Annotated in this window: 13 protein-coding genes; all 13 read right to left on the bottom strand. The window is 62.5% G+C overall.

The window, feature by feature from the left end:
* Position 1: 1 nt before the first annotated feature.
* The 13 genes from kdpF to H7F36_RS07835 all read right to left on the bottom strand — a co-directional run bounded on the left by kdpF (position 2) and on the right by H7F36_RS07835 (position 12065).
* On the bottom strand, positions 2 to 100 hold the full coding sequence (gene kdpF, locus H7F36_RS07895; RefSeq protein WP_187054148.1) for a K(+)-transporting ATPase subunit F: 99 nt from the start codon (positions 98 to 100) through the stop codon (positions 2 to 4).
* A 246-nt stretch (positions 101 to 346) separates the two neighbouring features.
* On the bottom strand, positions 347 to 2218 hold the full coding sequence (locus H7F36_RS07890) for a TRAP transporter large permease subunit (protein WP_187054147.1): 1872 nt from the start codon (positions 2216 to 2218) through the stop codon (positions 347 to 349).
* Positions 2219 to 2230: 12 nt separating this feature from the next.
* Positions 2231 to 3241, bottom strand: a complete 1011-nt coding sequence (locus H7F36_RS07885) for a TRAP transporter substrate-binding protein (protein WP_187054146.1) — start codon at positions 3239 to 3241, stop codon at positions 2231 to 2233.
* A 62-nt stretch (positions 3242 to 3303) separates the two neighbouring features.
* A complete protein-coding gene (locus H7F36_RS07880; protein WP_410003072.1) occupies positions 3304 to 4089 on the bottom strand; it encodes an SDR family NAD(P)-dependent oxidoreductase in 786 nt (261 codons plus the stop codon).
* Positions 4090 to 4144: 55 nt separating this feature from the next.
* On the bottom strand, positions 4145 to 5752 hold the full coding sequence (locus H7F36_RS07875) for an acyl-CoA synthetase (RefSeq protein ID WP_187054144.1): 1608 nt from the start codon (positions 5750 to 5752) through the stop codon (positions 4145 to 4147).
* Positions 5753 to 5755: 3 nt separating this feature from the next.
* The gene (locus H7F36_RS07870) at positions 5756 to 6922 is read right to left on the bottom strand and encodes an acetyl-CoA acetyltransferase (RefSeq protein ID WP_187054143.1); all 1167 of its coding nucleotides are present in this window, start codon (positions 6920 to 6922) and stop codon (positions 5756 to 5758) included.
* 85 nt (positions 6923 to 7007) lie between these two features.
* Positions 7008 to 8366, bottom strand: coding sequence for an NAD(P)H-dependent oxidoreductase (locus H7F36_RS07865; RefSeq protein ID WP_187054142.1), 1359 nt, complete (start codon positions 8364 to 8366; stop codon positions 7008 to 7010).
* An 11-nt stretch (positions 8367 to 8377) separates the two neighbouring features.
* Positions 8378 to 9256 (bottom strand): phytanoyl-CoA dioxygenase family protein, encoded by an 879-nt coding sequence (locus H7F36_RS07860; protein ID WP_187054141.1) that lies wholly within the window; start codon positions 9254 to 9256, stop codon positions 8378 to 8380.
* Positions 9253 to 9963, bottom strand: coding sequence for a GntR family transcriptional regulator (locus H7F36_RS07855; RefSeq protein WP_187054140.1), 711 nt, complete (start codon positions 9961 to 9963; stop codon positions 9253 to 9255). The genes H7F36_RS07860 and H7F36_RS07855 overlap by 4 nt, the downstream gene beginning before the upstream one ends.
* Before the next feature lie 114 nt (positions 9964 to 10077).
* The gene (locus H7F36_RS07850) at positions 10078 to 10980 is read right to left on the bottom strand and encodes an SDR family oxidoreductase (RefSeq protein WP_187054139.1); all 903 of its coding nucleotides are present in this window, start codon (positions 10978 to 10980) and stop codon (positions 10078 to 10080) included.
* Positions 10981 to 11028: 48 nt separating this feature from the next.
* Entirely contained in the window at positions 11029 to 11286 is a 258-nt protein-coding gene (locus H7F36_RS07845) for a hypothetical protein (protein ID WP_187054856.1), read from the bottom strand.
* A gap of 34 nt (positions 11287 to 11320) precedes the next feature.
* Positions 11321 to 11743: a hypothetical protein gene (locus tag H7F36_RS07840; RefSeq protein WP_187054138.1), complete on the bottom strand. Its 423-nt coding sequence runs from the start codon at positions 11741 to 11743 to the stop codon at positions 11321 to 11323.
* A gap of 115 nt (positions 11744 to 11858) precedes the next feature.
* The gene (locus H7F36_RS07835; protein ID WP_187054137.1) at positions 11859 to 12065 is read right to left on the bottom strand and encodes a hypothetical protein; all 207 of its coding nucleotides are present in this window, start codon (positions 12063 to 12065) and stop codon (positions 11859 to 11861) included.
* Between the last annotated feature and the right edge of the window lies 1 nt (position 12066).

The raw sequence follows: 12066 nt of genomic DNA, 5'->3' as shown, positions 1-12066 counted from the left end.
GTCAGAACTCCTCTGCGCGGATCAGGGCGTAGACAAGATAGGCGAACAACGCGATCGCAATGAATCCGCCGAAGCCGTAAAGCACTTCGAGACTGATCATTTGCGCGCTCCCTGTTCGCCCTTGGCGGATTGCAGCTTGTGCAACCCGTTCACCATGCCGACCATTCCCAGCCAGAACACGGCGAGGGCGGCAATCCATACGAAGTCCATTCAGTCACTCCTGTTTCGAGACATGGCAGTCAGTCTCGGCAGGGGCACATAAAAACGGGGAATGGAGTCGGTCAGGGGCCGTAAAAAAAGCGTAAAAACCCGGCGCTTCGAGGGCGGACGCCGGGTCGCCCGTGCGTTACAGGAATGCCGTGGAGAACCAGGGAACGGCCGCGATGACCACGACGCCGATGACCAGTGCGACGACATACCCGACCAACGGGCGCAGTCCTTCTTGCGGATCGATCCTGCTCACGGCGCACGCAGAGTAGTAGCCCACACCGAATGGCGGAGCGAACAATCCGATGCCCATCGCCAGGATGACCACCATGGCGTAGTGCACCTCGTGAAGCCCCACTTGCTGGGCAATCGGAAACAGCAGTGGCCCAAAAAGCACGATGGCGGGAATGCCTTCGAGCACGCTGCCGAGAACGATGAAACCGACAATGGAAGCGGCCAGGAACGTCCACTTGCCACCGGGGAGCGCCATCGCCGCCTCGGCAAGACTGGTGGAGAAACCCGATTGCGTCAGCGCCCACGCCATGCCGGTGGCCGCGCCGATGATCAACAGGATCGCGCCGGAAAGCGCAGCCGTGTCGAGCAGCATGGGCTTGAGCCGATTCCAGTCGAACTCTTTGTAGATCAACAGCCCGACGGCCATCGAATAGACGATGCCGATCGTCGAAACTTCAGTGGCGGTGGCGATGCCCTCGACGACCGCAAACCGGATAACGAAGGGCAACGCGATGGCAGGCGAGGCTGCAAGGAGGTGCTTCGCGATCTGGGCCTTGGTGCTGCGGGAGATATGCCGAAGGTCTTCGTGACGGTGTCGATGCCAGACGACCACGCAAAGCAGCAGGCCGACCACCACGGCCGGCAGCATGCCACCCGCGAACAACGCGGTAATCGACACGCCGGTGACGGAGCCGACCGTGATCAACACCAGGCTCGGCGGAATGGTCTCGGTCTGTGCGCCCGTCGCAGAAAGCAGCGCCACCAACTCACCCGGCTTCGACCCGCGTTTGCGCATCTCCGGAAAGAGCGCGGGTGCGATGGCCGCCATGTCGGCCACCTTGGATCCTGAAATTCCGGACACAAGGTACATGGCGCCGACCAGCACGTAAGAGAGTCCGCCCTTGACATGCCCGATCATCGAAGCAAGGCAACCGATGAGGCGTCGCGCCATGCCGGTCGCCTCGATCAGCAGCCCGAGAAAAACGAACATGGGCACCGCCAGCAGGATCAGATGCGACAGGCCTTCGCCCATGCGCCCGACCAGGACTGCCAGCGGTGTCGTGGTGGTCAACGCCAGATAGCTCAACGTGGCGAGTCCGAACGAGAACGCGATGGGCACGCCGGCGAACACGCATCCCGCGATCATGAAGACAAAGAAAATCACCAGGTTGACGTTGCCCAGAGATCCGAACAGCGGCTTGGCCAGGATGAGCGCCGCAGCGCACACACCGATCAGCACCAGCGAAGTCAGGATCACCCTCCATTCAGCGACGACGGCAAGTCGGAGCAACCCCGCGAGCAACATCAGGAACATGCCGACCGGCAACGCCGCTGCCCGCCATGAACTCGACAACTCCAGGCCGGGCATCATCATGAATTGCTCGTCTGCCGCGTACTCGTAGGCCGGAACCAGAATGCAGCCGAGAAAGACGATGGCCGCGATGATGGCCACCGTCTCGAGCAGCGTACGGGTGCCTGGCGATGCGTTGTTGACGAAGGTCGACATTCGCATGTGCTCGCCGCGCCGCAATGCGATCACGGCGCCCAGCATCGCCAGCCAGATGAACATCATCTGAGCGAGTTCGTCCGACCAGATCAACGGCGCATGAAAAACATAGCGCGCCACGATGCCGGCAAACAGGATGCAGATCTCGCCGATGAGCAACAGCGCTGCGACGTTCTCGATGACGCTGAAAAAAGCTTGATCCAGCCGGGCCGCCAGGGGCCGCAGCGGCGGTCGCGCAACAAACTCCGGGGACAAGACCTGGGTGTTCATGTCCTGCTCCCGTCACACCAGCTTGCCGACCGCTGCCTCGAGCTTGGCCCAAGCCTCGTCGCCGAACTTTCCCTTCCACTCCGAATAGAACTTGCCCTGTTGCAGCGCCGCGCGAAACGGCTCGATCGCCGGCTTGTTGAAAACAAGTCCTTTGCCGGCCAGTTCCTGTTGCAACGACACCGCCAGTTTTTCGCTGTCGGCGCGCTGGACCATGGCAGCCGCATTGAAGTTCTTGGTCACGATCTCGCGCAACGCGACCGGCATACTTTCGAATGCCCGGTTGTTGGCCAGCATCCAGTAACCGTCCCAGATATGGCCTGTCAGCGCACAGTTCTTTTGCACTTCATAAAGCTTTGCGGACTGGATGATGGGAAGCGGGTTTTCCTGCGCATCGACCAGCTTGGTCTGGAGTGCGCTGTAAAGCTCGTTGAAGTTGATGCCGGTCGGCGACGCCTTGAGCGTCTTGAACAACGACATCAGCAATGGACTGACCGGGACGCGAATCTTCAGTTCGTTGAGATCGGTCGGTGTGTTGATCAGTTTGGACGAAGTGACATGACGAAAGCCGTTGTCCCACACCTTGTCGAACACATGCAGATTCGCTTTGGTGATGTGCAGGCGAATGAAATTGCCTAGGTCGCCGTCCATCGCCTTCCAGACACTGGGATAGTCCGGGAACGCGAAGCCCACGCTGTTGAGCGACGCCATCGGCACCAGATTGGCGAGAATCACGCCCGCCAGGGTGAGGAAGTCCAGGCCACCGGAGCGCACTTGGCTCAACATGTCGGTGTCCGACCCGAGTTGCCCGTTAGGAAAAACGCGCACGATCACCTTGCCATCGGTTTCGGACTTGATCTTCTCTGTCGCTTCATTCAGGCGAATGAAGATCGGGTGCGTGTTCTGGACATTGGTCCCGACCTTGAAGTTGAAGGTGCCGTTTTGTGCGGTCGCGGTCTTGCTGCCAAGACCGATCAGGCCGATGGTCGTGGCGGTCTTGAGAATGGTGCGGCGTGAGGTTTGCATATCTTCTTGTCTCCTGGTTTATCGTGGTTATCGTGGTTATCGTGGTTATTTTTTAGTCGCTGTCAGGCACATCGGGCGGTGAGTCCGCCATCGACCGTCAATTGAATTCCGGTCACATAGCGGGCTTCATCCGATGCCAGATAGAGCGCTGCATAGGCGGTGTCCCATGCGTCTCCCATCTTTCCGGTGGGCACTTGCTTGTCGCGCTGTTCGATCATCGAATCGATGTCGCCGCCATACGTCTTGAGCAGCGGCGCCCGAATCAACGGAGTGTTCATGAAGCCTGGCATCACGCAGTTGGCACGGATGCCTTGTGCGGCGTACTGGACTGCGATGTTCGACGTCATGGCGACGATCGCAGCCTTGGCGGCGCTGTAAGCAATGTAGGGAAAGCCGATCCAACGTACGGCGGCGACGGAGCCGATGTTCACGATGGCACCGGACTGTCGTTCGATCATGTGCGGCAACACGTGCTTGCAGGCGAGGAACACGCTGGTCTGGTTCACCGCGATGACATGGTCCCAGCTTTCCTCTGAAGTCTCGACCGGCCCGCCGACCTCGACGATTCCCACGTTGTTGTGCAGCACGTCGATGCGACCGAACCGACCGATGCAGGCTTCGACCGCCTGCTTCATGTCGGCACTCACGGAAGCGTCGGCCCTGAACGTCATGCAGGTGCCGCCCTCGCCTTCGATGAGAGCCTGCGTTTCCTGTGCCGCCTCCAGTCGTGAGTCGACTGCGAAAACCTGTGCGCCTTCCCTCGCATAGAGCACCGCCGCCGCTTTCCCATTGCTCCAGCCGGGTCCCGAAGAGCCGGCACCACTGACGATGACGACTTTGTCTTTCATTCGATTGCTCAACGAACATCCTTCATGCGTATTCCCTGTCGCAACGCGGCCATGATCAGGAAGACGGAGCGATGTCGCCGCGCTCGGTAAGAAGCCGCAATACATCCTTCTTGGTCACCTTGCCGTAGCCCGACTTCGGCAAGGCGTCCCAGAAGAACATCCGGCGTGGCCAGCGGTACTTTGCGCATCGGCCATCGAGGTGGGCCAGCAGGGCCTGTTCGTCGACCGGACTCGCCGAGGCCCCGCGAACGATCACCGCAACGCCGATTTCTCCCCATTTGGAATCGGGTACGCCCAGCACGGCGACCTCGGCGACGCCCGGGTGCGTGAGCAGGACCTCTTCGACTTCACGCGGGTACACGTTGGACCCGCCGGAGATGTACATGTCGGATTCGCGGCCGGTGATGTAGAGCAGCCCGCGGCCGTCCATCCGGCCCAGGTCGCCCGTATGGAACCAGCCACCTTGCAGTGCCTTGGCCGTGGCATCCGGGTTGTTGTGATACCCATTGAAAACAGCGGGGCCACGGCAGCAGATTTCGCCGACGGTGCCCGCTGCGACACGCTGAAACGCTGCATCCAGAATCGCGACCTCCATGCCCACTCGGGCCCGACCGCACGATCCGATGTTGGCGCGGGGGTCGTCGTCGTCCGCCGAGTGCATGTCGGGAGTGAGAACGGTGATGTTGCCGGTGACCTCGCCGAGACCGAAGTACTGCACCAGCACCTTGCCCAGTTTGCCGAGCGCAAGTTTCTGGTCGATCCGGTACATCGGTGCTCCGGCATAGATGACGTAGCGGAGTGAAGAGTGATCGTAACGATCGACGGCCGGATGTTCGACCAGCATCTTGACGATCGTCGGGACGGTGAAGACGTTGCTCACTGCATGCCGCTCGACGAGTTGCCAGAACGACTCCGGCTCCAGCCTTTCGCCCGGCATCATGACGGTAGCGGCACCCCGGGCCACATTGAGCAGCGCATGGATTCCGGCGCCGTGCGAGAGCGGCGCGACCGCGATCGAACAGTCTTTTTCCGTGGTGCAGGGAATCAGTTCGGCAAGATGGTTGGTCACCACGAAAGCCATTTGTCCGTGCGTGAGGATGCCCGCCTTGGGCTTGCCGGTCGTGCCCGAGGTATAGAAAAACCACAACGGGTCGTCGTAAGCGACTGCGGCGCACTCGACCGATTCGCCAGACTCGGCCGAGTCTGCTGCGTGCTCTTGGACGAGTCCCTCGTACGAACTCTCACCGGCACGCGGATTCCCGATGCAGACCACGAGTTCCAGCGCGTCCGATGCCGCACGCACGGCGTCGACGTGCATCGCGAAATCCGACTCGTAGATCATGAGGCGTGCACCGCTCGATGCGCCGAGATACGAAATCTCGGGTGGCGTCAGGCGGAAGTTCGTCGGCACCCAAACGCAACCGAGACGAAAGGCGACCCAGCAACTCTCGAACAACTGCAGGTTGTTGCGGGACTGCACGAGGATCTTGTCGCCCTTCTTCATGCCCTTGTGGCGCAGTGCCGCCACCATGGCGTCGACCCGCGCGTGGATTGCCTTCCAGGTCCAGGTCTCGTCGCCCTGGATCAGACCTGCGTGTTGCGGAAACAACCGGGCCGTTTGCGTCAGCAATTGGCCGAGGTTCATGACTTGAGCCGGGTGCATCGATCAGACCGCTTCGAGCACACTCAGGTAATTGGCGACGGCAGCGCCGCCCATATTGAACACCGCACCCACACGGGCGTTCGGCACCTGCATGTCCCCGGCAGTCCCGGACAACTGCATCGCAGCCATGACGTGTTGCGACACGCCGGTGGCCCCGATCGGGTGGCCGCGCGATTTGAGGCCGCCCGATGGATTCACCGGCAGTCGTCCCTCCATGTTGGTCACGCCGTCCAGGATGACCCGAGCACCCTGGCCGTGTGGCGCCAACCCCATGGCTTCATATTCGAGCAGTTCCGCAATGGTGAAGCAGTCATGCGTCTCCACGAACTGCAGGTCCGATAACTGCGACCGTGCCGCGGCAAGACCCTCGCTCCAGGCCCGGGTCGCTCCTTCGAATCGCGTCGGGTCCCTGCGCGACAGGGGCAGGAAGTCGTTGACCTGCGTACGCGAGCGCCAACGTACTGGGGACACCTGTGCATTGCCCACGGGCTCCAAAGACAGCACGAGCGCAGCCGCTCCATCCGACACCAGCGAACAGTCCGAGCGCTTGAGGGGTCCGGCGACAAACGGATTCTTGTCGGACACGGTCCGGCAAAAATCGAAGCCGAGATCGCGTTTCATGTGCGCATAGGGATTGCGAACACCATTGATGTGATTCTTTGCAGAGATTGCCGCGAGCGCATCGGACTGATCGCCGAAACGCTCGAAATAGGTCGCTGCGATTTTTCCGAACACGCCAGCAAAGCCTCCCGGCTCGCTGCCCTCTTCCTTGACGTAAGAACACTTGATAAGCACCGCGCTGATCTCGTTGTTCGGCAGCGTGTTCATCTTCTCGAAGCCGACGACGAGTACCCGCTTCATGCGACCGCTCTCAAGCGCATCGATTGCCGCCCAGATCGCAGCGGAACCGGTAGCGCACGCGTTCTCCATACGCACCGCCGGGGTGAACCGGAATGCCGGGATGGCGACTGCCGCGATCGACGCGCTGAAGTCTTGCGGTACGAAGCCGGCATTGAAGGTGCCGACAAATATGCCGTCGATGTCTTTGGGTTCGAGTCCGGCACTCGCCATTGCGGGAAGCGCGGCGTCACGAAACATCTGCTCTATGTCGAGCTGGTCGAGCTTTCCGAAGGGCGTGTGCCCCCAGCCGATGATGTGTGGGGTTGGCATGTGCAGTTTCTTTGGGTGTCGAGAGCGTGCTCGCGGTGAAAGCATCGACCGGCTGTGGCCGGATGCCGGGCCGAACAACCGGGCTTCAGGCGACCTTGGCGTCGGGCAGCGCGAACATCGACTCCATTTCCGCGCGCAACTTGTAGGCGTCGGTCGACATGTCCTTCGCGACGTCGGCCCAGCTCAGGCTCTGGCCCTTCTTGACCGGCCGCAGCACCTTGACGTTGTGGGCCAGACCCAGCGGCAGCCCGCCCATTCGCAATGAACGATCGGCCGGGAGCAATTTGCCCCAGACGGTGTAGCCGCCTTCGCCATCGAGCATCTCGCCCGGCATCAGGTCGCGCTTGGCGGTCGCCACCACGTCGGCGTTCCAGCAGGTCGCGACACCGGTGGCCTCGCCGCGCAGCGCGACGCTGGCGACCGACACGCCGACCTCCAGCCCGATCAGGTGCCAGCGCTTGTACAGGGTGAAGTAGCGACCGCTGGGGTCGGTGTGCGCGTTGTATTCCTCGAAGCAGTTCTTGATGTAATCGGTCTCGGCCTCGACCGTGACCCACACGCCCATGCGGATGTCGTACGGGATGCGCCTGCCATCGGCCTCGAGCGACGAAATGACTTCGACCATGCCCTTGCGCTCCAGCACGCCGCCTTCGCTTTTCGGCCGCGTCACGACCGGAATGTCTTCCACGCTGGCCGGCGGATAGAGCAACCCGTCGGACGGCACGAAAAGACCGGTGGCGTTGGCCACCGAGGAGCTTTCGATCGACGGCTTGGAGCCGTCGAGAAAGCTGTTGAACATCTTCGGGTTGAGGCCGCCGCGCTCGGCCTGTTCGGGCGTCAGGCCGTAGTTGCCCCAGACCGTCTCGGGCGTCGATTCCGAGAAGTGCGGCAACCACTTGTGGCCGCGACCGGCCGCCACCACCGGAAAGCCGCAGGTACGCGCCCAGTCGACCAGGTCGCAGATCAAGGCGGGCTGGTCGCCGAACGCCAGCGAATAGATCACGCCGGCGTCTTGCGCCTTGCGCGCCAGCAACGGGCCGCAGAAAGCATCGGCCTCTACCGTCACGTTGACCACATGCTTGCCGTGAGCAAACGCATCCAGGCAGTGCTGCACCGCCGCCACCGGATTGCCGGTGCACTCGACCACGATATCGATGCCGGCGTTGCGGGTGACGGCTTGCCAGTCGTCGGTGATCCAGGTGGCGCCGGTCTTCAGCGCCTCCTGGGCCGAGCGCGCCTGCGTGCGTGCCGGATCCCATCCGACCCGCGTCAGGCTGGCACGCGCCGCGTCGGGCGAGAGGTCGGCGATGGCGACCAGATGAATGCCGGGCGTTCGCGGAATCTGCGCCAGGTACATCGATCCGAATTTGCCGGCGCCGATCAATCCGATACGAATCGGACGGCCTTCGGCTTCGCGTTGCTGGAGTTTGGAGTGGAGGCTCATCACAATTCCTGTCAGGCGGCAGTGGCTTCGTCGATGACGTCGAGCGACGTCTGCAGCGCGCTCTCAGGCAAGCCGTGCTGCCACGGCGTCTCGACCGGGTAGGGCTTCAGCAGGCAGTCGTCGGGCAGCATCTCGATCGGGGTGAAGTCGCGTTGTGCGATGAACTCGGGTCGCTTGAAGCGACGAATGTGGTTGCTGACCGCGCACAGGCTCAAGTACACCGCGACGCGATTGAAGGGCGACAGGTTGCTGCCCGAAGCGTGCACCAGGCAGCTATGGAACAGGATCATCGAGCCGGCCGGGCCCTTGGGCGAGACGATGCCGCCGTCCTTGCCACCGGCACGATCGACCAGCTGCCGGATCAGGTCGTGGTCGACCGTCCAGAGCGGGTAGCTGGTGGTGGTGAGGTCGTGCTTGGCATCGACCACGCCCTTCTTGTGACTGCCCGGGATGAACATCAACGGGCCGTTGTATTCGCTCACGTCGTCCAGGAAGATCGCCACGTTCATGGCGCGCTCGGTCGGCATCAGATCGTCGTTGAGCCAGGTACCGTAGTCCTGGTGCCACTGCCACACGTCGCCCTCGAAGGCCATCTTTCCGTTGATCTTGAACTGGTGCATGTAGACCTCTTCCTCGAAGAGATCGGTCACCGGCCCCACCATCCGGGGATGACGCGCCAGGCGAGCGAACGGCTCGCTGATCAGGTGCGCCGCAAAGTTGGTGCGCACGGCGTCCTTGCCTTTTTCTCGCACGTTGAAGGCCTCGCGGCGGCTGTACAGGTCCGGCACCGCCTCGGTCAGCGTGCGAGTTTCTTCGGGCGTGAAATGACCGGGAAAGAACAAGTAGCCGTCGCGATCGAATTGCGCGCGTTGTTCGGGTGTGAGCTTCATCGTATGTCTCCGGAAAGTGCGTTAGTTGAAGTGGAAAGGGCCGGGCTATTCAGTCGTTCGGCAAGGCGCCGGCCGAGGTTGGCGCTGGCTTCCGCGCCGTGGTCGTTGCTCAGCCGCGCGGCGCCGTCGGCGTCGCCGGATGCGATCGCATCGGCGATCGATTGGTGTTCGTCCCAGAGCGATTCGCGCTGGGTGGCGGACTGCAGCACCGCGCCCATGGCGCGTCGCAGATGGCGCCAGTGGTGGTCGGCGCTTTGCCCGATCAATGCATTGCCGGATGCGGCGTAGATCGCCTGGTGGAACGCCATGTCGGCATCGAGCATGGCCTCCACGCTGCGGCCGCGCGCGGCACGCCGGCCGCGTTCGATCAGCTTGGGGTCGATACGAAAGCACTGTGCGGCAGCCAGTCGCGCGGCCAGCATGTCAAGGGCGCCCCGCACCTGGTAGACCTTGCGCGTCCACTCGACATCGAGCGGGGCCACCCACACGCCACGCCCCGGCGCGTCGTGCACGAAGCCGTCTTTCTTGAGCAGCCGCAACGCCTGCAGCACAGGCTGCCGCGACACGTTCAAGCGCCGCGCTATGTCCTCCTGGGTGAGCCGCTCGCCCGGCGCCAGCGAGCCGCTGCTGATGGCGTCGAGCAGCGCCCGATAGACCTGATCGACCAGGTCGGGAGCGGCGGGGATCTGAACCAGTGGCATTGACATGACTTGCTTTGAACTCTGTATACAGAGTACCGAGCAAACCGATGCCGACCTAACGGGTTTTTACTTAGGGCATCGCTCGCCCGCCGTCGCAGCGACAAACACGCATTCGCGCCCTCAGCGCTGCAGCTTGTCTTTGGCGTTCTGTTCTTCGATGCGCTCGCGGGCCGCGATCCAGTCGGCATCGCTCCACTGGCGCAGCTCGTAGAAGTTGCCGCCGGTGGCCGCGGCCTGGCCACCGTCCATCATGATCGACTGACCGGTAAGCCAGTCGCATTGGCCCGGCGCCATCAGGAAGGCTGCGAGGTTCTGCAGCTCGCTCATTTCGCCGACGCGCGCCATCGGGTTGCTGGCCTTGGAGCGCTCACCCGGCTCTTCGCCGGGATTGAGGCGCTTGCTCATGCCCTCGGTCGGGATCTCGCCCGGGCCGACGGCGTTGAGTCGAATGCCGTAGCGCGCCCATTCGATCGCCAGCGATTTGGTCATGACCTCGATGCCGGCCTTGCTCATGGCCGAAGGCACGACATACGGGCCGCCGTTGTCGACCCAGGTGACGATGATGCTCATCACGCTGCGGTACGGGCTGCCCTTTTCCCACTCGCCGGACTTGGCCTGTGCGACCCACCGCTTGCCGACGGCTTGCGTCACGTAGAAGCTGCCATGGAACACGATGTTGGCGACGGCGTCGAAGGCGCGTGGCGACAGGCTTTCGGTCGGTGCGACGAAGTTGCCGGCGGCGTTGTTGACGAGACCGGTGAGGCCGCCGCTTTCGAACAGACTCTCGACCATTTCATCGACCGCCTGCGCATTGCGGATGTCGACGCCGAAGGTGTCGATGCGCCGCTCCGGAAAATCCTTGCGCCATTGGGCCGCTGTTTCTTCGAGTACCGACTGACGCCGGCCGCAGATGGCGACGTCGGCGCCGAGCGCCAAAAACTTTTCGGACATCGACTTGCCGAGGCCGGTGCCACCCCCGGTGACGAGGATGCGCTGGCCGGTCATGAGAGCGGTCTGGAACATGGTGTTGTCTCCTTCGTTGTAAATCTTGTTGCGGTGGCCGTGGAGCGCTCAGTCGGGCACGAACTTGCTCTTGAACTTGACCTCGTCGGCAACGTCTTCGAGCGTGACGAGCTGGCCCATCTTGTTGTCGACCAGGCGGCAGGCCGCGAAGAGGCTGTAGCGGCCTTTCAGGTAATAGCTTTCCATGTCGATCAGCATGTACGGATACGGCAGGAAAACCTGGTGCTCGAACACGCCGCGATGCACGTTCCGCGGTGAAGGGAACAGCTTGTATTCGTCGGTGACGAGGGATTTGGCGGTGGCGATGACGGCTCCAAAAGCGTAGGCGGGATCAGCGTTGTCAGGATGGGCGGAATTGTTTGCGAAGAAACGCGCGATGGCGACCGATGTGCGCCAGCTGCGCTTCGGCGATGGTGCCGCCGAGGTCGACTTCGTCGCCGTTGAGCACCTCGTTGGCATAGGCCATCGCGCGGGCGACGACGTCTTCTTCGGTGACGCCCTGGTCGACTGCCAGATCGAGCGCGACGCGCTTCATGGCGCGCTGCGAGAGCACCCACTGGGCGGCAAAAGCATCCCAGGCAGCGGCCGCTTCCTTGAACTTGTCGCGCTCGGCGAGGATCTGGTCGAGCGGCTTGGCGAGCAGTTCGTTCAGCGATTGGAGCTGCTCGGACATCACCTCGATTTGCGCATTGGCGGCGAGCAAGGCATCGCCCGCGCCTTCGAGTTTGACGGCACCGGATGACGGCTTGTCGGAAGAGGACATGAAAGTAAGTGGGGCGCAGAGACTGAAAAGTGGGTGCGACCTCGTTTTGCGGATCGCTTGAGGAGCGATTGTCGCGCGCAGCCCGAAGGGCCGCAGCATCGAAAGCGACTTGGCGCTAGAGGCCCGCCATGAAAGTCGTCGGCCCGGCGATTTGGGTGTCGACGTCCTCCGGACGACCCGCCATCAGGTTCTTGCTGGCGCTGGAAAACCAGATCACGCAAAACACCAGCGCCACGCAGCCGATCAGTGCCAGGAAGCCGAGCCAGTAGACGAGCGCCAGGGTCACCAGCGGCGTGATCAGGAGTGCAGCGGTTCTGAGCATG

The organism is Variovorax sp. PAMC28562, from assembly GCF_014303735.1.
GTDB lineage: Bacteria > Pseudomonadota > Gammaproteobacteria > Burkholderiales > Burkholderiaceae_C > Variovorax.
Note: the sequence above shows the minus strand (reverse complement) of the source record. Positions and strands in the feature narration are given on the sequence as shown.

Bases quoted from the DNA above. Each gene is read 5' to 3' on its own strand.
- H7F36_RS07870 (WP_187054143.1), bottom strand. From the start codon at position 6,922: ATGCCAACCCCACACATCATCGGCTGGGGGCACACGCCCTTCGGAAAG.
- H7F36_RS07885 (WP_187054146.1), bottom strand. From the start codon at position 3,241: ATGCAAACCTCACGCCGCACCATTCTCAAGACCGCCACGACCATCGGC.
- H7F36_RS07855 (WP_187054140.1), bottom strand. From the start codon at position 9,963: ATGTCAATGCCACTGGTTCAGATCCCCGCCGCTCCCGACCTGGTCGAT.
- H7F36_RS07835 (WP_187054137.1), bottom strand. From the start codon at position 12,065: ATGCTCAGAACCGCTGCACTCCTGATCACGCCGCTGGTGACCCTGGCG.
- H7F36_RS07880 (WP_410003072.1), bottom strand. From the start codon at position 4,089: ATGAAAGACAAAGTCGTCATCGTCAGTGGTGCCGGCTCTTCGGGACCC.
- H7F36_RS07850 (WP_187054139.1), bottom strand. From the start codon at position 10,980: ATGTTCCAGACCGCTCTCATGACCGGCCAGCGCATCCTCGTCACCGGG.
- H7F36_RS07860 (WP_187054141.1), bottom strand. From the start codon at position 9,256: ATGAAGCTCACACCCGAACAACGCGCGCAATTCGATCGCGACGGCTAC.
- H7F36_RS07865 (WP_187054142.1), bottom strand. From the start codon at position 8,366: ATGAGCCTCCACTCCAAACTCCAGCAACGCGAAGCCGAAGGCCGTCCG.
- H7F36_RS07875 (WP_187054144.1), bottom strand. From the start codon at position 5,752: ATGCACCCGGCTCAAGTCATGAACCTCGGCCAATTGCTGACGCAAACG.
- H7F36_RS07840 (WP_187054138.1), bottom strand. From the start codon at position 11,743: ATGTCCTCTTCCGACAAGCCGTCATCCGGTGCCGTCAAACTCGAAGGC.
- kdpF (WP_187054148.1), bottom strand. From the start codon at position 100: ATGATCAGTCTCGAAGTGCTTTACGGCTTCGGCGGATTCATTGCGATC.
- H7F36_RS07890 (WP_187054147.1), bottom strand. From the start codon at position 2,218: ATGAACACCCAGGTCTTGTCCCCGGAGTTTGTTGCGCGACCGCCGCTG.